General features: G+C 63.7%; 21 protein-coding genes and 1 pseudogene. 2 read left to right on the forward strand and 20 right to left on the reverse strand.

The features are described from left to right. The coding region (locus A5791_RS17035) for a hypothetical protein (RefSeq protein ID WP_067239300.1) at positions 1-209 on the reverse strand (209 nt) is incomplete at its 3' end. Positions 210-697: 488 nt separating this feature from the next. Here A5791_RS17035 and A5791_RS17040 point away from each other — a divergent pair. After that, positions 698-2,050, forward strand: a complete 1,353-nt coding sequence (locus tag A5791_RS17040; protein ID WP_067239302.1) for a salicylate synthase — start codon at positions 698-700, stop codon at positions 2,048-2,050. A gap of 34 nt (positions 2,051-2,084) precedes the next feature. Here A5791_RS17040 and A5791_RS17045 read toward each other — a convergent pair whose 3' ends face one another. From A5791_RS17045 to A5791_RS17130, 19 genes are all read right to left on the reverse strand, one after another. Beyond that, positions 2,085-3,029: a MerR family transcriptional regulator gene (locus tag A5791_RS17045; protein ID WP_067239305.1), complete on the reverse strand. Its 945-nt coding sequence runs from the start codon at positions 3,027-3,029 to the stop codon at positions 2,085-2,087. Between the two features lie 14 nt (positions 3,030-3,043). Continuing rightward, positions 3,044-4,558 (reverse strand): NAD(P)/FAD-dependent oxidoreductase, encoded by a 1,515-nt coding sequence (locus A5791_RS17050; protein WP_067239306.1) that lies wholly within the window; start codon positions 4,556-4,558, stop codon positions 3,044-3,046. Beyond that, complete coding sequence (locus A5791_RS17055) at positions 4,555-5,475, reverse strand: reductase (RefSeq protein WP_067239334.1); 921 nt, start codon at positions 5,473-5,475, stop codon at positions 4,555-4,557. Before A5791_RS17055 ends, A5791_RS17050 begins: the two co-directional genes overlap by 4 nt. 26 nt (positions 5,476-5,501) lie before the next feature. Next, positions 5,502-6,359, reverse strand: a complete 858-nt coding sequence (locus tag A5791_RS17060) for an SDR family oxidoreductase (RefSeq protein WP_067239308.1) — start codon at positions 6,357-6,359, stop codon at positions 5,502-5,504. A gap of 2 nt (positions 6,360-6,361) precedes the next feature. Then, positions 6,362-7,375, reverse strand: coding sequence for an alpha/beta hydrolase (locus A5791_RS17065; protein WP_082966979.1), 1,014 nt, complete (start codon positions 7,373-7,375; stop codon positions 6,362-6,364). A gap of 99 nt (positions 7,376-7,474) precedes the next feature. Further along, the gene (locus A5791_RS17070; protein ID WP_067239337.1) at positions 7,475-7,873 is read right to left on the reverse strand and encodes a VOC family protein; all 399 of its coding nucleotides are present in this window, start codon (positions 7,871-7,873) and stop codon (positions 7,475-7,477) included. A gap of 216 nt (positions 7,874-8,089) precedes the next feature. Next, positions 8,090-8,926, reverse strand: a complete 837-nt coding sequence (locus A5791_RS17075; protein WP_067239311.1) for a lipase family protein — start codon at positions 8,924-8,926, stop codon at positions 8,090-8,092. A 171-nt stretch (positions 8,927-9,097) separates the two neighbouring features. Then, positions 9,098-11,911 carry an RND family transporter gene (locus A5791_RS17080; RefSeq protein ID WP_067239313.1) on the reverse strand — a complete coding sequence of 938 codons (2,814 nt, stop codon included), beginning with the start codon at positions 11,909-11,911 and terminating at the stop codon, positions 9,098-9,100. Next, on the reverse strand, positions 11,908-12,351 hold the full coding sequence (locus tag A5791_RS17085) for an MmpS family transport accessory protein (RefSeq protein ID WP_082966981.1): 444 nt from the start codon (positions 12,349-12,351) through the stop codon (positions 11,908-11,910). The genes A5791_RS17080 and A5791_RS17085 overlap by 4 nt, the downstream gene beginning before the upstream one ends. Before the next feature lie 195 nt (positions 12,352-12,546). Beyond that, positions 12,547-12,972 carry a hypothetical protein gene (locus tag A5791_RS17090; RefSeq protein ID WP_067239341.1) on the reverse strand — a complete coding sequence of 142 codons (426 nt, stop codon included), beginning with the start codon at positions 12,970-12,972 and terminating at the stop codon, positions 12,547-12,549. A 48-nt stretch (positions 12,973-13,020) separates the two neighbouring features. Then, a complete protein-coding gene (locus A5791_RS17095) occupies positions 13,021-13,449 on the reverse strand; it encodes a hypothetical protein (protein ID WP_067239316.1) in 429 nt (142 codons plus the stop codon). A 19-nt stretch (positions 13,450-13,468) separates the two neighbouring features. Next, positions 13,469-14,074, reverse strand: coding sequence for a hypothetical protein (locus A5791_RS17100; protein ID WP_231995939.1), 606 nt, complete (start codon positions 14,072-14,074; stop codon positions 13,469-13,471). 113 nt (positions 14,075-14,187) lie between these two features. Continuing rightward, a complete protein-coding gene (locus A5791_RS27490; protein ID WP_255397703.1) occupies positions 14,188-14,316 on the reverse strand; it encodes a hypothetical protein in 129 nt (42 codons plus the stop codon). A 14-nt stretch (positions 14,317-14,330) separates the two neighbouring features. After that, positions 14,331-15,125 (reverse strand): CbbQ/NirQ/NorQ/GpvN family protein, encoded by a 795-nt coding sequence (locus tag A5791_RS17105; protein WP_067239318.1) that lies wholly within the window; start codon positions 15,123-15,125, stop codon positions 14,331-14,333. A gap of 35 nt (positions 15,126-15,160) precedes the next feature. Next, positions 15,161-16,693, reverse strand: coding sequence for a nitric oxide reductase activation protein NorD (locus A5791_RS17110; protein ID WP_067239320.1), 1,533 nt, complete (start codon positions 16,691-16,693; stop codon positions 15,161-15,163). 158 nt (positions 16,694-16,851) lie between these two features. Continuing rightward, positions 16,852-17,454, reverse strand: a complete 603-nt coding sequence (locus A5791_RS17115; protein ID WP_067239322.1) for a TetR/AcrR family transcriptional regulator — start codon at positions 17,452-17,454, stop codon at positions 16,852-16,854. Positions 17,455-17,649: 195 nt separating this feature from the next. After that, positions 17,650-18,399 carry a hypothetical protein gene (locus A5791_RS17120; protein WP_067239325.1) on the reverse strand — a complete coding sequence of 250 codons (750 nt, stop codon included), beginning with the start codon at positions 18,397-18,399 and terminating at the stop codon, positions 17,650-17,652. 64 nt (positions 18,400-18,463) lie between these two features. Beyond that, positions 18,464-19,069 (reverse strand): TetR/AcrR family transcriptional regulator, encoded by a 606-nt coding sequence (locus A5791_RS17125; RefSeq protein WP_067239328.1) that lies wholly within the window; start codon positions 19,067-19,069, stop codon positions 18,464-18,466. Between the two features lie 80 nt (positions 19,070-19,149). Next, positions 19,150-20,787 carry a (2,3-dihydroxybenzoyl)adenylate synthase gene (locus A5791_RS17130; RefSeq protein WP_067239330.1) on the reverse strand — a complete coding sequence of 546 codons (1,638 nt, stop codon included), beginning with the start codon at positions 20,785-20,787 and terminating at the stop codon, positions 19,150-19,152. A gap of 189 nt (positions 20,788-20,976) precedes the next feature. On the opposite strand from A5791_RS17130, the pseudogene A5791_RS17135 reads away from it, so the two are divergent. After that, positions 20,977-21,540 (forward strand): annotated as a pseudogene (locus A5791_RS17135) (lysine 6-monooxygenase); the annotation flags it as partial. Positions 21,541-21,620: the final 80 nt, after the last annotated feature.

Genomic DNA, 21,620 nt, shown 5'->3' on the forward strand with positions numbered 1-21,620 from the left:
TTGGCGGTTGAAACCAGCGACGGCCTGACCCCGACTCCGCGCCTGCGATGTGTCACCGACTGCCATGCCGACGGGGAATAGTGCACGGTGGTTTCTTCGAAGCCATCGACCCGCGAAACCGTAAGTACGCCAGTCTCTTGGTTAATGGTGAGTTCGTCCCCGTCGGCGGCTGCGATTTCTTCGCCGTTCGAAAGCCGGATTACGAACATGAGATTGTCCCCTCGATCGAGATGTTGCTGGGTCGTGAATCGGCTGTTAGCTGGTGGATTCGGGATCGGCGGCGTCCCCTGGTGGTTAAAAGTGCGTTAACCCTCTCCAAGCCACTCCTTCCCGGGCCGACGGAGCTGGACGGGCCGCCACGCACGCTCCGTGACTGGGTTGTTGCGATCACGCGTGATGTTAGGAGAACTTCGGAGACGACGCCCGGGCGTGAACTGGCGGACAGGTGAACGGTCAGGAAACATTTCGTTGTGCAGGCGCCGGGACGACCGCACGGACTCAGAGCTCTGCCCCCGCTACCTGCGTGAACGACCAGTCGCAGGGGCGGCGCAGCGGCTCGCCGACTGCGCCGGCGACCCGCCGCCATCGGGGTCAACCGTTAAATTCCGGGCGAGATTATCCATATTTGCCCAGGTCGGCGGCCTTGTGACGAACCGGCTAGCGCAAACCTTGATAGGTTAGGCTACATTTACTAGCTGTGACCGATGTCAGCGTCGAGACGGGTTCTCTAGACACCGCGTCGCTGTCGATTCCACTGCCCGCCCATATCGATCCTGCCGACCTGGCAGCCGAGCTGGCCGCACTGCTCCCGGAGCGAGTCGGGGAGGAATACCTGCTTTACGAGAGCGACAGCGAATGGGTGTTGGCGATCGGCGTGCTGGCGATGGTCGAACTGGACAGTGATGAACTACGGGTGATCCGCAACGGCATCACCCAGTGCCAACAGTGGACGGGCCGGCCGGGACCGGTGTTGGCCGAAGCCGTGGATCGGCTGCTGCTGGAAACCGACCAGGTTTTCGGGTGGATCGCCTTTGAATTCGGTGTGTACCGCTACGGGTTGCAGGAGCGGCTGGCAGCGAAAACTCCTCTGGCACGGGTCTTTTGGCCCCGCGTCCGAATTCTGGTCAGCCAGGATCAGGTTCGCCTGTGCGGCGCCGACGACGACGTTCGCGAGACCGTACGCCGGGTTCTGGACGACGGTGTGCGGGATTTGCCGCGCGCCCGCGCGGTGGAGGTGACGACCGACCCGTCCGGCTACCGCGAACGCGTGGCCGCCGCTGTCCATGAGATCACCGACGGCGCGTACCACAAGGTGATCCTATCCCGTTGTGTTGAAGTGCCTTTCGCGCTCGACTTTGCCTCGACCTACCGGCTGGGCCGACGGCACAACACTCCGGTTCGGTCGTTTCTGTTGCGGCTGGGCGGTATTCGTGCCCTCGGGTACAGCCCGGAACTCGTCGCGGCCGTTCATATCGGCGGGCAGGTGATCACCGAGCCGTTGGCCGGGACGCGCGCGCTCGGCCGTGGTCTGCTGCTGGATCGTCAGGCACGCGACGAGCTGGAATCGGACTCCAAAGAGATTGTCGAGCACGCGATTTCGGTGCGCAGCTCACTTCAGGAGATCGCCGAGATCGCCGAGCCCGGAAGCGCTGCCGTCACCGATTTCATGACGGTGCGCGAACGGGGGAGCGTGCAGCACCTGGGCTCCACGATCAGTGCGCGGCTGGACCCGGCCAGCGACCGGATGGATGCGCTCGAGGCGCTCTTCCCCGCGGTCACCGCCTCGGGCATCCCGAAAGCGGCCGGAGTGGAAGCGATCCTGCGTTTGGACGAAGCTCCGCGCGGGATGTATTCTGGTGCGATCGTGACCCTTTCGGCTGACGGTGGCCTGGATGCGGCGCTGACGCTGCGGGCCGCTTACGAATGCGACGGGAAAACCTGGCTGCGGGCCGGTGCCGGCATCATCGAAGCCTCGGAGCCCGAGCGGGAATTCGAAGAGACCTGCGAGAAGCTGTCCACCCTTGCGCCGTATCTCATTGCGCGTCAGTAGCCGGAATCGCGCACTGGCGACGCGGTAGTCTCCGTCACTGGACCCGCCGCAGTCCCGGCGCGCTCTCGGGCTCCGAGGATTGCACCAGGTAGTCGGCGAGCACCCGGCTTACCAGCGACTCGATCGTCGATTCGATCGACGACGCGAGGGTCGCTGTCACGGTGGCGACGGCCTGGGTGCGGAAGCGGACCAGCATCGTGATCAACTCGGCGATCTCGGCATCGGCGGGCAGCCGCTCTCCCGGCTTGAGTCGGTCCTGGACGTGTTCGGCGCCCGCACGGACCAGCATGTTGCTGATCTCGTCGATCTTGGGCAGGATCTGCTCGTGCAGGTCGATGAGTTTGTCGGTGCTGATGCCGTAGCCGCGAATCTCGTTGAACGCCTCGATGAGTTTGGGTCTGGTGATGGTGGCCTGCTGTCCGTCGACCCGAATCACCTGCAGGTCCAGCAGGCGCTGGAATGCACGCGGGTCGTCGACTAGTCGCTCGGCTTCGGCGAGCGGCATCGTCTGCGACTTCTCGGTCGTCCACGTGCCCACGATCGCCGATTCCAGGCCGAGGACGTCACCGAGGTTTCTGCCCTCTTCCCAAGCGCTGAGCATTTCCCGGACGTGCGCGATGTTGTATCCGCGGTCCAGCATCGAGGTGATCAAGCGCAGTCGGGTCAGGTGTGTGTCGTTGAACAACGCGATGCGTCCGACTCGCAAAGGGGGAGGCAGCAATCCGCGATCGCGGTAGACCCGGATGTTACGGGTGGTGGTGCCGGCCAGCCGGGCCAGGTCGTCGATCCGATATTCGCCGGACGCCGCGATGTCCTGTGGATGGCGGACGGCCGCGTCGAACAGCTGTGATACCGCCGTCTCGACGAACTCGCGAAATTCACGCGACTGGCGCCGGACGCGCTTGGGTGCGCGCCGGACGTTGTGTAACACGCTGGCGACCGTGCCTGGTTCTGGCCGTGCTGGTCGGTCGGTTGGCATCTGCGTGCGCCGCGTCACGCGGAGGAGCTGACCAGCGCGGGCGTGTCTTTGGCCACCGCGTCATAGTCCGAATAGCGGAAATCGTGCATCTGCCGAAGATACTGCGTGGCGGTTCCGGGGTACATGGAGGCGTTGAATCCGTCCTTGGTGAGATACCAACTGCGGCAACCTGACATCCATGTCGTCTTGGTGAGCCGGCGCTGGATGCGTTCGTTGTGGCGGCGCTGGACCTCCGGGCGCACATCGAGGTAGCGCAAGTCGTTGTCCAGGATGGTGCTGATACCGCGCACCGCGTACTCGAGCTGACCTTCGATGTAGACCAGTAGCGAGTTATGGCCGGGCCCGGAGTTGGGTCCGGTCATGAAGAACAGATTGGGATACCCGTGCGCGTTGATGCTCTTGTAGGCCTGCGCGCCGCCGGCCCATTCGGCGGCCAGGGACCTGCCGCCGAGTCCGGTCACGGGGAACGGCGGCCCGGTCAGGTGGACGTCGTATCCGGTGGCGAACACGATGCAGTCGAGGTGGTGTTCGATGCCGTCGCTGGTGCGGATGCCGACGGGGCTCAGCGTCGCGATCGGCCAGTCGATGAGTTTGCAGTTCTCGCGCTGAAGCGCGGGGTAGTAGTCGCTGGATATCAGCATGCGTTTGCAGCCCGGCGCGAAGTCGGGGGTCAGCTGGCGACGTAACCACGGGTCTTTGACCTGCGCGCGGATATGGGCTTGACCCAGCCGGGCGACCAGCGACGTCAGCGGGGTTTTCCACACCATCGCCGTCGCGGTGGCCTCATGCCCCCAGAACAGGACTTGCCGGGCAAGTTGTTGGGTGGCAGGGACTTTGGCGAACAGCGCTTGCACCGCGGGTGGGGTGGCGACGTCTAGGCGCGGCAGCACCCAGCCGGGGGTGCGCTGAAATACCTTGACGAACCCGGCCTGTTTGATGAGTTCGGGAATGATCTGGATCGCGCTGGCGCCGGTACCGATGACGGCGACGCGTTTTCCGGTGAAATCGTAATCGTGGTCCCAGCGGGCGCTGTGGATCTTGTGCCCCCGATAGCTGTCCAGTCCGCGGATGTCCGGGAAGCTGACATCGGATAGCGGGCCGGAGGCCAGTACCACGGTGCGCGCGCTAAAGCGTTTGCGGTTCTTCGTCGTTGCGGTCCAGATGCCGGCGTGCTCGTCGAACGTCAGCCCGGTGACCTCGTGGCGGAAGCGGATATGACGACCGATGTCGAACCTGGCTGCCATGTCCTCGATGTGCCGACGGATCTCGTCGGCAGGGGAGTAGGTGCGCGACCATCTCGGGTTCTTGACGAACGAAAAGGAGTACAGCAGCGATGGAATGTCGCAGCTCGCACCGGGATACGTGGTATCGCGCCACGTTCCGCCCACGCGGTCGGAACGTTCCAGGATGACCATTCCTTCAGGATCGTTCAAGACACCGGCTTCGGCCAATCGGATTGCCGTGCCGAGCCCGGTGAAGCCCGCGCCGATGACGAGCGTCGCGTAAATGTGCTGTCGTGCCATGATCACGCCGCGGGCTGGTGGGTGAGTTCTTTGAACCAGCTGGGCACCGGTCGCAGCAGTGGCTGGGGATAGCGATCCGACAACCACACCATGGAATTGGCCAGCAGATGATAGGGGTGGCGCGGGTTGACCACCATCGCGGCGTGCCGCTTGAGAAGTTGGTAGGCGGGCACCCGCCGGGTGCGCTCACCGCGTTCGCCGAGTTGCTTGAAGCGCTTGACGGCGTTGTACAGCCGCTCGGGTTCCATTCCCATGCCGGCCATTTCGTTGCGCACGCGATTGAGCAGCGGTATATACATCAGCGTGCCGATGATCACGCCCGGCGATGCGACGGTGCCGACGAATTCGATGGCCAGCCGACGCGCCTTGGCGTGACCGATCATGTCCAGAACCGCGAAATCGACTGCCAAATGCCGTGATTCGTCGTTGTTGATCTTCTCGAAAACCTGATGGCAGACGGGATCCTCCACCGAGTCCAGCAGGAACTTCAGCAATGCTCCGTCGAGGGCGACCTCTAACATCGGGATGACGGTCCCCAGAACGGAAAGCGGCATGTTGTCGGCGTAGGCGTCCAGCCAATCCATGGCCAGCCGGATGTTGACGTTCGGTTCCGGCAACTCGCCGTCGTCGAGCATGCCCCAGCGCTTCATCAGTGCCAATTCGGCGTTGGCGTGGCGCTGCTCCTCGGCATGGAAGTACCGGTAGATTTCGGCGACCGTCGGGTTGGGCGCCTTCTTGGCCAGCGCCGCGAATCCGCGGGCACCCACATTCTCGATCCAGCACAGGTCGGCCATGAAGGCCTTGAGCTTCGGCCGGAATTCGGGCCGGATGGTGTCGGCACCGGGTGCGTCCCAGTCGATATCGGCGAGCGCCCATTGGCGATCCTTGATCTTGGCGAGCATGGCTTCCATTTCGATTGCCATCAGCGGCTCCTTCCGGTCCCCGTTGATCAATGCCGATTCGTCCGAGACACCACGCCAACCGCGCGGGTAAATGTCTGCGGTGCCAAGCGTTTGACGTTCCAGCCGATCTTGGCGTCGAGTTGTGGCATGCAATAGAGTTCGCCGCGGTCGTGTGCGTCGAGGCACACGCGCGCCACTTTCTCCGCCGAATAACCGGTCCAGCGCATCAACTTGGCTGCCAGCTCGCTGGATTCGTCGCTGATCCGGCCGGACTCGACGATATTGGTCTTGACGAAGGTTGGGCACAGCACGGTGACTCTGACTGCGGTGCCGGATAATTCGGCGGCCAGTGTCTCCGACAGCGAGAGCACGCCGGCCTTGCTGACGTTGTAGGCGGCCATCCCCGGAGCAGCGCCGAACGCCGCCGCCGAGGCCACGTTGATGATGCCGCGCGGTGCATGACACGGGTCGGCTTCGCGCAGGATCGGGGTGAATACATGGCAACCGTGAATCGGCCCCCACAGGTTGATGCCCAGCGTCCACACCCAATCGTCCAGCGGCGTATCGCCGATCGCATCGCCACCGGCACCGACGCCGGCGTTGTTGATCACCAATGTGGGCGGTGCTCCGAACCAGGACTGTGACTGCTCGGCCAGATCGCGCACCTCGTCGAATCGGGATACATCGCAACGGATCGCCGCCGCTTTTGCGCCCTGCTCGACAATCGCGTCGGCCGTGTTTTGTGCTGCCGCTTCGTCGATGTCACTGCACACCACCATGCCACCGCGGCGGCCGAGTTCGATTGCGAACGCCGCGCCGATCCCGCTGCCGGCGCCGGTCACCACCGCTGAGGCGCCGTGGGTGGTCTTCGGCTTGCTCAGCAGCTTGTCCAGCGGTCCGAACATCATCAGCCCACCCGCTGGGCTGCGAGTACGCGCGCATCCTGCATTGCGTGCGCGATGAAGCGTGCGACATAGGCCATGGCTTTGGCCGCTTCGGGTGTCATTCGCGGCAGCGCCTGGAAGACGTGTACCTGGTGTGGCCAGATTTGCAGCTCGCATTTGCCGCCGGCGGCGCGGATGTCCGCGGCGAGCTGGCGCGCGTCTTCCTGCAGCATTTCGGCGCCGCCCGCTTGGATCAACGTCGGAGGAAGCGCCGCGCCGCCGGCGACGTCGAGCTTCAACCGGTGATGGGTGAGATCGGTGCCGGCGTGGTACAGGCCGACCAGGCGGACCGCGTCGGCCGCACGGATGGCGGGATCCGGACGAACGCGCTCGCGAGCGAGGCAAAGCCCGAACGTGAGGTCGTACAGCGGTGAGAACAGCACAAGGGCTGCGGGTGCTTTGTCCGCGACCTCGGCTTGCAGCAGCAGGTCGACGGTTAGATGACCGCCCGCCGAATCACCGGCAACCACAATCTGTTTGGGTGACACCGCGCAGGTGTCGACGAGCCAGTCCCAGCCCGCCCGTACATCGTCGGCCGCGGTGGGGAAGCGGTGGCGGGGGGCTAGCCGGTAATCGATGCTGAATACCGGCAGGCCGGTCAACGACGACAGCCACGACGTCAATCGGCGATGCGTTTTCGGCGAACACACGGCGTAGCCGCTGCCGTGCACGTAGTAGATCGCCCCGGCGGCCGTCGACGAACGGGCAATTTCGCTCGTCGGTGTGCGCGGTCCATAGACCCATTCGCCTTTGACACGACGTCCGTCGGGCAGCGTGGTGTCGACGTGTTCGACACGGGTGCCGGCCAGCGGAGGACCTAGTGTGCCCATGATTCTGGCGATGATCTGTCGTGACAGCCAGAGCCCCCACGCGCGTTCCGGTGGGATCAGCCCGCTCAGTGGCCGCAGGGTGTATGTGCTGACCGCTGCCGCGCCACGGGAGCGCAGTGACCCGCGGGCCGGAACGACGTCGTTCATGCGACGAAGTCAATCGCAAATGGTGACATTAGTCAATGGCAGAGTTTTCGCCGCACATCCAGCGGTGTCGCGCATACACCAACGACAACGCGGGCCGATCTAGTCACGGTCGTGGTGGCACACGGCTTCGAGTTTTATGCCGATCGGGTCGTACCAGAACGTGGCGTAATAGTGGCCGGGGTACTGCGGGAAGTGTTGAGGCGGATAGACGACTGTGCTGCCCGCCCGCACCACATGCGCATGCACAGCGCGCACGAGGGATCGGCGCCGGACCATGAACGCCAAATGTTGCAGTCCGCTGCGTAGGCCTGAGTAGCCGCCCGACTCGACGGCTGGGTAGAAGAACAGGTACGTGCCAGGCTTGTTGTCGGCTGGCTTATAGGCGAACTCGTTGTCGTTGTGAAAGAACGGCTCGAATCCGACGAGAGGCATCAGCTCGTCGTAGTACCGCTTGGCCACTGAGAGGTCAGGGACATTGATGCCCAGGTGACCCAGCACTGTGCGACCCCCTTCGTGCATTGACGACTAAGGACTGTGCCCATTATCGGCACGAAGCGGCCAACATCGAACGTCGGCATGACCGACCTGTGTCACACCGTTGGCCACGACTGCGCCGGCTTCGACACGGCCGCAGCCATATTGGCGTTCCGGCACCGATGGGTCCTGCCGCGAGGGAGCGGCTGGGCGCTCCGTCGATCCGCAGACAATGGCTGATCAGGGTTGACAACTGGATTGCAGCGGAATGACCGGGCCGCCGGACTGCAGAGACAACAGGTGCAGGTACGTCGCGAGCGAATGTTCGCATCCGGGATTGAACTTGACCAAGATCTTCGGCGGAAGCGGCAAGAATCGAATCGGGTTCAGCTCATACGGATTCAGCACATGCTCGTAGTGGAGCGGCGGGGGCAGGGCCGGGACGATGTCGAGTCGGTTTGCGATCCGATACGAGTTTTTCACGACCTGGTCGTAGGTGTGTGCGAACAGCGAATCCCCTGTGCGCGGACTGCCATAGGTGTAGACGGTCGGGTCACTGAAGACCGTATTGGCGGCTACGTCGAGGGCGAGCAGCGTCGCAAGTGCTCCTCCCAGGCTGTAACCGCAAATCGTCACAGAGCTGACCGGCCGCGGGTACGAGAGCTTGGCGAGCGCGCTGGCCAGCGTCGGGGAATCCGGCGCAACACCGGTCCTCAGCGACTCATACAGGGCGGTGAAGCCGTCTTCGGTGTGCCCCGCCCCGGCCAGGAAAGGGCATGGCACCTGCGCGAATTCGACGTCGTGGAGCCACTCCAGGATCCCTTCGGTACCCCGAATCGCGACCACCACATCACCGGCTTGAGCCACCTGACAGACCAACCCGATGGAAACCTCGGCGTTTGCCCGGGCGGGGTTGATGTCGGTCGCAAGATCGTTTGCGTAGATCGTCGTGACCACCGTGTAGCTGGTCCCGCCGGCACTGACGGTCTTGCCGGCGGCGTTCGTCAAGTCGCCGGGCAAAATGTCGTAGGTAGTGTTCAGCAGCTGGGCGAGACGTACTGCGGTTGTTACATCCATCGTCGGCTGCGCAGGCAAAGGTCCTCCGCCCAGGTCGCGTTGTGATCCAGGGAGATGGTACTGCGGCATGCGTCGAGCGTGTCGCCACGGCGAAAAACCGGCCAGATTGTCGCCGTCAGAACACGTTCGGCGAAGTGCTTAAGTCGCCGATGGGGCAAAGAAGGCGGGTACCTATCGCTGCGGGAGTGGACGGGAACGCACCAGCGTCGGCCACCAGAACCACGGGCCGAGGATTCGCAGGATGCACGGCACCACGAAGGACCGCACTATCAGCGTGTCGAGCAGCAGGCCGATGCATACGGTCGAACCCACCTGACCGATCGTCCGCAGGTCGCTGGTGAGCATCGCGAGCATGGTGAACGCGAACACCAAACCCGCGGAAGTCACTACGCCACCGGTGCTTCCGAGCGCGCGGATGAGCCCCGTGTTCAATCCGGCGTGCAGCTCCTCTTTCACCCGGACGATCAACAGCAGGTTGTAATCCGAACCCACCGCCACCAGGATGATGAACGTCAGCGGCAACACCAACCAGTGCAGAGGCAGGCCGATGAGGTGCTGCCAGACGAGTATGGAAAGCCCGAACGCGCCCGCGTACGAGAAGGCCACCGTGCCCGGAATCACCAAGGCGGCCATCAGACTTCGCGTGAGGAACAACATGATCAAGAAGATCAGCACGAAGGCGGCGATCGCGACGATGAGCAGATCGGATGCCGCGTATTCCTTGATGTCCTTGTCGTTCGATCCCGACCCGCCGATGTATACCCGCGCGCCCGCCAGCGAGGTCTCTTTCAGAATCGTGGTGATCGCTGCGGGGAACTGTTCGACGTGCTGCACGCCTTCCGGCCCCATGGCGTTCCCCTCGTGGGTGACGATGAACCGAGCCGCCTTGCCGTCCGGCGACATCAGTAGTTGCATACCGGTCTTCACATCGTCGTTGTCGAAACCCTCTCTGGGGATGTAGAAGAAGTCGTCGCTGCGCGACCGGTCGAAGTCGAGCCCCACATTGACCAGATCGTCGAATGTCTGATCGGTCTGCGTGGATTGCAGCGACGACTGGCCGTAGGTGCTCACTAACAGCGCGGCTAACGCCTCCGAGTCGTCGGCCGTGAGTTTGAGCTGCGTTATGACTTGCGGCAACAGTTTGTCCAGGGCCTCGAGAGAAGTTCTGGCGTCCTTGATGTCAGCGGCCAGGTGGTCGATGTTGTCCAGCCCGTCGAACAGCGATCTGAATGCCCAGCAGATGGGGATATCGAAACAGTGGCGCTCCCAATAGAAGTAGCTCTTGACCGGCCGGAAGAAGTCGTCGAGATTCGAGATCTCAGAATTCATCTGGTCGGTGATCTGTTGCAGATCCTGGACGGTGAGGACCGTCTTGTGCAGCTCGTCGGACATGTTTTGGAAGAAGACGATCTCTTTGCGCAAGACCGTGACACTGTGCTGGGTGATCTGTGCCTGCTGCTCCGTATTGGCGTTTTGCTGCTTGCTGAACGGGAGCTGTTGACCGTTCCCGCTGCCCTGCGTGGTGAACAGGTAGGGCAGCGTCGCGTGTTCCAAGGGTCGACCCAGAGGTCTGGTGATGCTTTGCACCATCGCGACGCCGGGAAGGCGAATGAGACTCTTGGCCGCGCGGTCCAATGAGATGAAATCGGCCGAGTTTCGCATGTCATGATCTGTCTCGATCATCAGCATTTCGGAGAACAATTTGCTCTTCGGGAAGTGCCGATCCGCCGCCGCGAAACCCTGATTGGCGGGGGCATTGTGCGGCTGGTACTGACGGTCGTCGTAGTTCTGCCGGTACGTCGGCACGAAGATCGCCCCGAGCAGGACCGCAGCGGCGCTGGCCACGAGGATCGGCACCGGCCACCGCACGACGCTCGTCCCGATCCGTCGATACAGATGTGCCTTGGCTGCCCGTCTCGGATCGAAGAGCCCCAGCAGGCTGCCCACGGTCAAAATGGCCGGGCCGAGCGTCAATGCCGCCGTGATCGTGAACAGCATGGCGATGGCGACGGCCGGACCCATGGTGTGGAAGTAGTTGAGTCGCGCGAAAGTCAGGCAGTAACACGCCCCTGCGATCGTCAGCCCCGACCCGAGGATGACGGGCGTGACACTCTTGTAGGCGGTGTAAAACGCCTCCTCCTTGCCTTCGCCGGCCTGTCGCGCCTCGTGATAGCGGCCCATCAAGAAAATGCCGTAGTCGGTCCCCGCGCCCAGGGTCAGGGCGACGACGATGTTCACCGCGAACGACGAGAGCTCGATGTATCCGAGATGGCCGAGCGTCGCGATGACCCCCTTCGCCACCAACATCTCGATCAGGACTCCGAGCAAGGGCACCACCAGGTTGGTGATGGAGCGGTACACCAGCAGCAGCATTATGACGATGAGGATGATCGTCACGATCGTGATGTTGTTCAGGCTCGAATTGGCGATAGCCACAGTGTCCGAGGCCAGCGGAGCGGCGCCGCTGACATATACCCTCAGCCCCGGCGGCGGTGCGACCTGGGCGACGATGTCGCGGACAGCGTTGACGGACTCATTCGCCTGCATCTGTCCGATATCACCCGCGAGACGCAACAGCACATACGCGGCCTTGCCGTCGACACTCTGCGCCCCCGCCGCCGTGATCGGCTTCCCCCATAGATCCATGACGTACTGCACATGCCTGGGATCTCGCTTCAGCCGGCGCACCAAATCGTCGTAATACCGATGGTCCACATCGCCCAACGGGCGGTTGGCTTCCAAGACGAGCATCGTCAGATTGGTCGAATTCGACTCGTGGAACTTCGCGCCGATGCTCAACAAGGCCCGCTGCGACGGCGCGTAGTGCGGCACCATGGGCCCCGCGAGTTCTTCGGCCACCCTTTCCACCTGCGGCATGAAGGTGTTCGTCGACACGGCGAGAAGGGCCCAGAAGGCGATGATCGGAATCGCGAGGATCCGAACCGTTCTGGGCAGTAACGGTCGTCTTACCCGATGCTCGCTCATGCGGATTTCACCCTGCACATGACGTGCGCATCCGGATGGGAATCGGATTGCTCATCGCGGACAACGCCATTCACCAGCATCCGGCAGCCGAGTTGACCACCGTGAACCTGCGCCGAGATGCTCCCGGACACCACGGTGAGCGTGGTCGTCTCGGAGTGCGACCACGGCAGGGTCGCCAGATCGACCCGATGGGGATGCCCGTCGATGTCCAAGTAGACGAGCATCCCGCCTTCGCCGACGGAACCGAACAACTCGTACGTGAGCTGTTTGGGAGTGGACTGCTCCGGCGCCGCCGGGCCATTGACGGTGATGACGGGCGGGGGAGCGGAGAACTGGTGGACCTTCCACATGCACACCGCACCCACCGCGAGCGCGACGACGGCAACCAATGGCATCCAGATTCGCGCCAACACGGTCCTGCCGACCGGACGAGGGCTCACTCGATCACCTCTTCGATCCGGTCCGCACAACGTGTTCCCGCCCCGGCTCCCGGCCTCAGGCTCATGGAGATAGTAGACGGTGATGTGCCTAATGCACAATCGATGCGCCAAGACTGGCGGCACCGCACCCGGATCGCGACAGCAATGCCCAGTGGGGCTCGGCTACGGGTGAACGCACCGCGTGCATCGCGATGCTTACGACATCTTCCGCAGACGGCCTTTCAGGCTTTTGCTTCTGAGCAGCTGCGCGGTGAAGTTGGTGGCGGCAAGCATTGGGAAGACCCCGAGAAATGTTCGCTCGGAAGGCGTCGCTCCGTGTAAATGGTAAAGGCTGCCGAACACATAAAAGCATCCGAGCATGAATAAAGCGCCGGGAATGCAGAACGCCATCCAGGAGCCACGATCGGCAACGATTTGCCTCGCGTACGCCAATTCCTCGTTCGACATCGGCTGGCGTTTACGCAATTTCCTGACAACCACCTTGGCGCTGCCAATCTCGTCGCTGATCGACGGCGTCGGTTGATCCTCGAGCCGTTTGACGAATACAGCGGCAATGGCCGCCAACACCAGCGCCAGAGTTAGCGAGAGTAGGGTCAAAAAGCCGAACAAATCCGAACTCACCATTCGCTCCTTCGCTCCGCCGTCGAACCTAGCATCGCGCGATCGCAGTCATGGATGCGCGGGTTGCTGCGCGGCTTTCTGTCGGGCGATGCGCTGGTCATGGATGCGCACCAGCTCGCGAAACCCCAACCGATGGTATTGCGGAGTCGGTTGGATGCCCCATTTGTCCTTCGCGGTGGCCTTGGCTTCGGCACCTTCAGGTGGTCCCAGCGGCGGGTAGGGATACTTGCACTCCAAGGTGTCGTCGGAGTACCGGACCTTGAGCAGCTCGCTACAGATCTGAGTGAGGCTCAGCGTCGGATAACCGTAGTAGACCGCCATGAAGGGCAGGGTGAAGGCTCCTTCGATGACGAGGGCGATCAGACACACCAGCGTGGCGCGCTTGATCCACTTGTGCATCCGCGCGTAATAGGGGGTGGTGCCGGGAGGCAGGTCGTCTGCCGGGTTGGCGGTCTCGGCAACAGATTCTTCGGCCATGGGTGCTCCTCAAATATCCTCAGTCGGAGAAGATTTCGCGGTTGACGGTGTGCAGGTAGGGGATTGCCAGGAACGGTGTGATGTAGAAGATGTCGTAGAGCCACCAGCCGATGACGGGAAACACGACTCCCGCGTAGCGGACGTCGGCGTACATGGTCATGTTGAAGACGTAGGCGCACCAGATCACCACGCCCATCCAGCAGGTGACGACCATCCACTGATGACCCCAGCGCTTCATCTGCAGGAACCCGATGGCCGCGGCGACGCGCATCGAAAAGACGGTGAGGATCAGCCCCGCCACGTAGGCCTTTTCACCCGGTCCGGCTGCCCCGCCGATCCACAACTCGTTGTAATGCCAGAAATAGCCGGCGTCGAACATGTTGCCCCAGCCGACCATCAGCACGCGGTTGATCAGCGTGTGATTGGCGACCAGATCCAGGGCCCAGCCCAGGCTGTTGAGCATGCCGTCGATCAGGACCAGGTAGCCGATCAGGGTGACGATCATCGGCCGGACCGCCAGGCCGGCCCGCAGGGCCTGCCGTTGCAGCCAGACTCCGCGCATGAAGATCGGGAACCCGATCAGTCCGGGCGCCCACATGCCCATCAGGGCCGCGCCGACGATCATCCACTTGTCGGCACGCCGTTGCGCGTCTCGCGACTGGTCGTGGTGCTCGTCGAGACCGGGCGGCTCACCGGATCTCTTGCCGCTCAGTGCAGGACGGCCGGTTGTCGTCGAGCTCATAAATTCCACCAGCCCCGCGCGAACGACATGTAGAGCTGGATGCCGAACATCGTTACCAGATAGCCATAGATGACGAGCTGGAGAATGATCAAGGCCCGCTTGCGTTTCTGTTCTTTCTGATCCATATCGATGCCCCTTTCTAACGTGCTGTCGTCTCACCGGCCAGACATGCCGCCGCCACTTCGCGCAACCCCTCCGTGATGGCCCCGTCGCTGCTCAGTGGGGCGAGGATGCAGGCGTCGGCCGCTTCTACTTCTGTTGCGCCGGCGGCGATCAGCTGCCCGGCCGTCACCAGCACTCGGGTGGAGGGCGGCTCGAAGTGGAACGCGTCATCGGCCGTGCGGATCGCGGCTGCGCACTGGACGAGTCGCCGAGCGGTCGATAGCGGGACCCCGGTCTCGGCGACGATCACCTGAGCCTCTTTGTCGGCGGGCAGGTACGTCATTGCAAGTGTGACGAACCGTTGCCGGAAGGACGGTTTGAGCTCCTTGAGCGAGCTGCGGTAGGCGGGGTTGTACGAGCACACCAGCATGAAGGTGTCGGGAGCTTGGACCACTTGGCCGGCGCGGTCCAGGTAAAGGGCGCGACGGTGATCGGTCAGCGAGTGCAGGATCGCCAGCGAGTCGTGACGGGCCTCGACCACTTCGTCCAGGTAGCAGATTGCGCCGGCCTTGACCGCTCGGGTGAGCGGGCCGTCGGTCCAGACCACATCACCGCCGGTCACCACGAAGCGCCCGACGAGATCGGAACTGGTCAAGTCGTCGTGGCAACTGATGGTGACGACGGGCCGGCCCAGCAGCAGCCCCATGTGCTCGACGAGCCGGGTCTTACCGCACCCGGTGGGGCCGGTGAGCATCACCGGAAGGCGTCGGTGGTACGCCTGCTCGAACAGCCGGACTTCGCTGCCGAGGGTTAGATAGGTGTCGCTGGTCATCTCTTCCTTCTCGAGGTCTCCGATGGATTCGTGGTTCAGGCGGCGACCAGCTCACGATGGACGTGGGCGAGCACCCGCGGCAGTTCCTCCACCCGCCGAATACGTTGGGAGCGGCGCGATCCGAAGACTTCGGGAAGAGGGTCGACGCGGACCGGCCCGACGCCGACGTAATAGACGGAGACGCCGGCATCGTTGGCCTCCTCGACGGCATGCGCCGTGTCGGCCCACGCATAGCGCCCCTCGTAACCTTCGTCGGAGATCAAGCCGTCGCCGATGACGATCAGCAGGCGGCGCTCGGATGGTTGAGCAAGTAGTCGGCTGGTCATATGCCGCAGTGGGGCGCCCAGGCGCGTGTACCCGCCGGCTGCCAGGCCGAGACCGCCGGGGACGGCCAGACGTGATTCGCCGAAGTCCTTGAGACACCGGATCTCTACCCGGTGGCGGGTGTTGCCGGTGAAGACGAAGACGCCGTGCCGCTCACGGGCGAGTTTCATCGCACGCGAAAGCGCGTCCGCACACGCCAATTCCAGCCGGAAGATCCGGCCGCCGTGTACACCTAGCGACGAGCTGCCGTCGAGCAGAAGCGCGGTGGTGACGTCGCGGCCCAGGGGCAGGAGCTCGCGAAAGATTCGCGGCTCGGCCGCCTCGCCGGTTGCCAGGTCGGTGAAATGGCTGACGTACTGGTCGACGTCGATGTCGGAGCCGTCTTCGAGCCGGCTCTTCATCGCGCGATGGGTGTATTTTTCGAACCAGCCGCGCACGTCCGCAGATACCGGTACCGGCTTGACGGCTCGCCGGCCGTCGGCGCGTTCCAGAACAGCGACGTGATCGCGCAGGAAGGTGTTGGTCCACGCGTTCCACTCCGGATATGGAATACCGGGACGATGTTCCGGCGTGATGTCGAGATCGTTGTCCTGTGGTCGATTTGGTGGCGGCAGGTTCGAATTGCGTACACCTCCCTCACCCCCGGCCGGAACGGAGTAGGGCCGCGGGAGCCGCTTCTCGCTGGTGGTCCACGGCATCCTGCCGAATGTGCGGCGCAATCTGTCGGTCAGTCCCCGGGGCGTCGTGTAGGCCAACGGCAATGTGCCGATCAGTGGATCGACATACAGTGATTGGTTGGTACGGGCCATTTCGACAGCGCAGTTGAGCATCTCGTGGATGCCCATGTCTGCGGGCCGAGCCGCGAGATCGGGTACCGCGCGGATTATCTCGTCGATTAGACCGGGCCAACGCGAACCGACCCAGCCGAGTGCGACACCGGCCTCGACCAGGGTAAGCGCGGTGAGCTCGCGAGAGGTCAGCTCATTCAACCGATATTCGGCAAGACGTTCCTTCGAGGGTGAACACTGCAGCGCCACACCGCAAGTGACGGTGCGCCGGGTCCATCCCGCAGCGGAAAACGGGTAGGGAACGTAGACATATGTCAATGCCGTGTTCAACCCGAAAACGCGCCTGTCGCCAGTCACCAGTCGCGCACCGTCGCGGCGTCGTTCGCTGAACGCGACTGCTGCCACCGCACAGCTGCGTTCGAACGTCATCGCGTGGGTGTCGGACGGCTCGGTCATGGCCCGATCAGAACGTGCCGATGTTGGAGAACATCCAGTACCAGAACAAGATGATCAGAACGGTGCCACCCCACGCTGCCACGTAACGAAGGATTTCCCACAGATAAGCCATGACCCGACCTCCTTGTCGCCGAACTACGCCTGCGTTGCTGATCCGTTCACCGGACCTCGAGCCCCCGTACGGCGGATGCCACCAATTCCTGCAGCATCGAGTCACGGGCTTCGAGACGCTCCGTCGTGGTGATCACGCCGTAGATGCCGAGCAGAAAAAACGTCGCGCTGTAGAAGGCGTCCACCTCTGGGTGGATGGTGCCGTCGCCGCGGGCCCGCTCGATCTGGTCGACCAGCAGGGCGATCACCGGATGATCGGTCCAATCGTCCGAACCGGGCCGCGATGGTGAAAAGTGAAGCGCCAGAAGCTCTTTGAAGAGCTTGCCACCGAAGGCCAATTCCAGGACGGTCACCAGCCTGACGAGCTCCGCGAGCGCCGACGCCAGGTCATGGCCGCTTCGGAGAAACCGCCGGAATTCGGCTGCCATTCGCGCCTCTTCGCGACGCTCCAACTCGAGCAGGACGTGTTCCTTGGTGGGGAAGTGAAAGTAGAAGGTGCCGTGAGCAACGCCGGCCGCGGCCACGATCGCGCTGACTTCGGCATCGGCCATGCCGGAACGCTTGAACTCCGCGATCGCCGCCCCAAGGATGCGTTCTCGCGTCTGCAAGCGGCGCACCTTGCGCGGCGAGAGCGTGGCTTGCGGCGCCATAGGATGCTTTTCTAGTCGTCATACTGACTAAAGTCAACAAAAATATTCGAGGGGATGGCTGTGGCGCAGCGTGCGATGGTCAGCTGCAGGCAGTTCAGACTGACGCTGGCTGTGTCATACGTCAGCTAGGCCGATTTAAGTCAGTGATCGCGGTCAATAAGAAGGTCTACGGGTTGCAAAGCAGACTGCGACCGCTCAATCGGTGAAGAGTTCGCGGTTCACCGTGTGCAGGTAGGGGATGGCAAGAAACGGGCTGATGTAGAAGATGTCGTAGAGCCACCAGCCAACCACCGGGAGGACCACCCCGGCGTAGCGCACATCGGCGAACATCGTCATGTTGAACACATAGCCGCACCAGATCACCACGCCCATCCAGCAGGTGATGATCATCCACTGGTGCCCCCAGCGCTTCATCTGCAAGAACCCGATTGCGGCGGCCATTCGCATGGTGAAGACGGTGGCGATCAGTCCGAATTCCCAAGCCTTTTCACCCGGTCCGGCGGCGCCGCCGACCCACAGTTCGTTGTAGTGCCAGAAATACCCGCCGTCGAACATGTTGCCCCACCCGTTCAAGAGCACACGGGCCAACAGGGTGTGGTTTGCGGCGGTGTCCAGCGCCCACCCCATGGTGTTGATAGCGGCGTCGATCAGCACCAGGTAGCCGAGCAGGGTAACCAGCATCGGGCGCACCGACAGGCCGGCGCGTTGTGCCCGCCGCAGTAGCTGCACCCCACGCAGGAACAGCGGCAGGCCGAAGATGCCCAGTGCCGCCGTGCCGATGAGGACGCTGCCACTGATCAGCCATTTGTCGGCTTGCCGCTGCGCCAGCCGGGATTGCCCCGTGTGCTCGTCGAGAGCAAAACCCGCCCGAGCGTCGTCGGCGCGAGTCGCGGTCGCTGCGCCAGACCTTGGATTGCGGTGTGGCTTGGCAGTCGGCAGATGCATGACGAACAAACGTACCAAGACTGACCGAAGTCAACAATAGGGTGCGCGCCTGAGCGGTCCCCACTCAGACCGGCCGTTGCAGGCTCCGGAGCGTCCTCGTCAGGTAATCGTCGACGAGCGCCCGACGTGCCGGCCAATCGCGGGTGGTGATCAAAAGCGCATACAGACCGAGCAGAAGGAAGACGGCGCTGTTCATCGAATTGACTTCGGGATCAATCTTTCCGCCCGCGCGTGCAAGCTCGATCTGCTCGGCAACCAGCACGATCAACGGATGATCTCGGCCGTCCTCGTTAGCCGGGCGGGTTTGCGAGAAGTGCAGCGCCAGGAAGTCGTGGAACAGTTCGTCGCCCAGGCGGCGCTCGAGGCTGATGACCAGGCGCGTGGCTTCTGCCAACGCGGCCGAAAGGTCTTGCGGGGTCTTGAGAAACTGGTTGAACTGCTTGACGAGGCGCTCTTCTTCGCGCCGCTCCAACTCCAGCAGAACGTGTTCTTTGGTGGGGAAGTGGAAGAAGAACGTGCCATGTGCAACGCCGGCTGCGGTCACGATGGCACCGACGTCAGCTTCGGCCATTCCTGCCCGCTTGAACTCGGCGATCGCCGCACCCATCAGGCGTTCTCGGGTTTGCAGTCGCTTTGCCTCACGTACCGACATCCGATCCGCCACAGCCATCCCTTGATCCTTCGTACCAACGCATCTCAGCAGAGCGTATCGCCTCCCGCGCCGCACTGCGGACGCTGACTCGTCGGGCGTTACGGGCCGGCGCCGAGTTGTCGCGCGATCGCCCGCTTGTCGATCTTGCCGACCGCAGTAGTGGGCAGCGCCGGCATGGCGACCAACATGTCGGGCCGGGCATGCGCCGCCGCGCCGCGCTCGTCCAAGTAGGCGTTCAATTCTGCGAGGGTCAGTCGTGGTCCGGCGAAAACGACTGCGGCGCAGATCTTTTCACCCAGATAAGGATCGGGCAGCGGCACCGCGGCCGCGGCCCAGATTGCGGAATGGCTGAGCAGCTGCTCTTCGAGGTCCTGTGCGGAAATCGTTTCACCGCACCGGCAGATGACGTCCTTGACCCGACCGGTGACCACGAGGTAGCCGTCGTCCCGCAGCCGCACCAGATCGCCGCTGCGGTAGAACCCGTCGGGATCGAAGCTGCGTGCGTTGTCGCGCCCGGCACGAAAGTAGCCGTTGAACGTATAGGGACCGCGCACCAGCAACTCGCCCTCCTGGCCCGGCGCGACCGCCTCGCCCGCGGCATCCACGATGCGCAGCTCGTCGGCGGCGCACAGGGGCCGACCCTGAGTGTGCTCGACCACTTCCGGCGGATCGTCGAGCCGGGTGTAGTTCAGCAGTCCTTCGGCCATCCCGAATACCTGTTGCAATCCCGGGGTCAATGCGGCGCGTACCCTGCGGGCATCCTCGGGTTCCAGCTTGGCGCCGCCCACTTGCAAGAGGCGCAACGTCTTTGGTGTCACTGGTTCCCAGTCGCAGGCTTGCGCCCACAGTTTGGCCAGTGCCGGCACCAGCGCGGTGACCGTGACGCCGTGCCGCGCAATCGTGGCGAATGCGGCTTCCGGGCTGGGGTCGGTGCTGATCACGATCGTGGCGCCGACGGTCATCGCGCCCAGGATGCCGGGGCAGGCCAGTGGGAAATTGTGCGCGGCCGGCAATGTCACCAGATACACGTCGTCGTGGGTCAGCCGGCACAACTCCGCACTCGCGGTGGCGTTGTAGACATAGTCATCGTGCGTCCGCGGGATCAGCTTGGGCGCGCCGGTGGTGCCCCCGGATACGAGCAGGACGGCGGGCAGCGCGGGGTCGGCCGCGATGTTTGGGACGTCGCCGCTGGGCAGCGCGGACCAGGACACGAATGGCCCGGGGTCGCCGTCGACGATCACGTGCCGCAGCTGCGGCTGGGCGGTAACCAGCTGCTCGGCCATCGACCGGTAGTCGAACCCGCCTGCCGTCTCCGCAACGATCAGCCCGACCGCCGCACTGACCTGTGCGAAGTGACTCAGTTCCGCCAGGCGATGCCCGGTCAGGCACATCACCGGGATGGCTCCCGCGCGCAGCAGACCGAACAGCGCGACGGCGAAGCGGCACGAATTGGGTAGCTGCAGCAGCACCCGGTCGGAGGGTGCGATTCCCAGCGACGCGAACCCGGCTGCCGCTCGGTCGGCCAGATTGTCCAGCTCGGAGTAGGTATAGCTACCGAGGTCGTCGATGATGGCGACGCCTTCCGGCCATGCCGTAGCGGCGTACCGCAACAGGGAGTCGACGGAACGACCGGTCCAGTAGCCGTCGGCCCGATATCTGGCGGCGCGTTCGGGCGGGAACGGTATGAACCCGTCTAGTGCTGCGGTTTCGGCCGACGGGGCAGGAGTAACAGGCAACTCGGCGGCTCCCTCGGGGCAGGCGTGTCCTGCGTCGAGAACATAGGGTAGCGTACACGAAGTTAGGACAGCCTGAGCTAAGCTGCCGGACGGAGGTGGGGTTGTGGGTGGCGCAGCATTCGTCGGCGCGCCGACGAACTGGGAACGCCGCCCACGTCCGCCTGGTCGTGCGCTGCCGGCCGGTGCTTCATGAGCGGCACACTCGCGATCGTCGGGGCCGGTGCCAAGGCGGTGGCGGTCGCGGCGAAGGCAGTGGTGCTGCGCGAGATGGGCGTCGAGGTGGCCGATGTCGTCGCCGTCGAACGTGCCGGCGTCGCGGCCAATTGGCGGGCCGGCGGCGGTTGGACCGACGGCAGGCAGCGATTGGGCACCAGCCCCGAAAAGGATGTCGGGTTTCCGTACCGGTCAACGCTGGTGCCGGGCCGAAACGCCGAAGTCGACGAGTTGATGATGCGGTTCAGCTGGCAGTCGTATCTTGTTGCGACCGACCAGTTCGTCGGCTGGATCGACCGCGGCCGGCCATCGCCCACTCACGACACGTGGGCCGGATACCTGCGTTGGGCGGCCGAGGTGGCGGGGCTGAAAGTCGTTCGCGGCGAAGTGGTTCAGCTTTCGGTGGCCGGACCGCGGTGGGAGTTGCAGACGCCCGAGGCACGCTCCCAGAACTGCGCGATGGACAGCACTCGCGGATCGCCCGGACGGATACAACGCTCCGCTTGGCCGGGCCCGGTGATCATGACCGCATCGGCGGACAACCGTGCCTCGGGCGTCTGCAACTCCCACCGCGGTCCGGCCACCGAAAGCTGAACCACTTCGCCGCGAACGACTTTCAG

The organism is Mycobacterium sp. 852002-51163_SCH5372311 (assembly GCF_001667115.1).
Lineage (GTDB): Bacteria > Actinomycetota > Actinomycetes > Mycobacteriales > Mycobacteriaceae > Mycobacterium.

What these genes read in the sequence shown, in the direction of transcription:
- A5791_RS17045 (WP_067239305.1), bottom strand. Translation starts at nt 3,029, where the DNA reads ATGCCAACCGACCGACCAGCACGGCCAGAACCAGGCACGGTCGCCAGC.
- A5791_RS17055 (WP_067239334.1), bottom strand. Translation starts at nt 5,475, where the DNA reads ATGGCAATCGAAATGGAAGCCATGCTCGCCAAGATCAAGGATCGCCAA.
- A5791_RS17060 (WP_067239308.1), bottom strand. Translation starts at nt 6,359, where the DNA reads ATGTTCGGACCGCTGGACAAGCTGCTGAGCAAGCCGAAGACCACCCAC.
- A5791_RS17065 (WP_082966979.1), bottom strand. Translation starts at nt 7,375, where the DNA reads ATGAACGACGTCGTTCCGGCCCGCGGGTCACTGCGCTCCCGTGGCGCG.
- A5791_RS17075 (WP_067239311.1), bottom strand. Translation starts at nt 8,926, where the DNA reads ATGGATGTAACAACCGCAGTACGTCTCGCCCAGCTGCTGAACACTACC.
- A5791_RS17080 (WP_067239313.1), bottom strand. Translation starts at nt 11,911, where the DNA reads ATGAGCGAGCATCGGGTAAGACGACCGTTACTGCCCAGAACGGTTCGG.
- A5791_RS17095 (WP_067239316.1), bottom strand. Translation starts at nt 13,449, where the DNA reads ATGGCCGAAGAATCTGTTGCCGAGACCGCCAACCCGGCAGACGACCTG.
- A5791_RS17100 (WP_231995939.1), bottom strand. Translation starts at nt 14,074, where the DNA reads ATGATCGTCGGCGCGGCCCTGATGGGCATGTGGGCGCCCGGACTGATC.
- A5791_RS27490 (WP_255397703.1), bottom strand. Translation starts at nt 14,316, where the DNA reads ATGGATCAGAAAGAACAGAAACGCAAGCGGGCCTTGATCATTCTCCAG.
- A5791_RS17105 (WP_067239318.1), bottom strand. Translation starts at nt 15,125, where the DNA reads ATGACCAGCGACACCTATCTAACCCTCGGCAGCGAAGTCCGGCTGTTC.
- A5791_RS17110 (WP_067239320.1), bottom strand. Translation starts at nt 16,693, where the DNA reads ATGACCGAGCCGTCCGACACCCACGCGATGACGTTCGAACGCAGCTGT.
- A5791_RS17115 (WP_067239322.1), bottom strand. Translation starts at nt 17,454, where the DNA reads ATGGCGCCGCAAGCCACGCTCTCGCCGCGCAAGGTGCGCCGCTTGCAG.
- A5791_RS17120 (WP_067239325.1), bottom strand. Translation starts at nt 18,399, where the DNA reads ATGCATCTGCCGACTGCCAAGCCACACCGCAATCCAAGGTCTGGCGCA.
- A5791_RS17125 (WP_067239328.1), bottom strand. Translation starts at nt 19,069, where the DNA reads ATGGCTGTGGCGGATCGGATGTCGGTACGTGAGGCAAAGCGACTGCAA.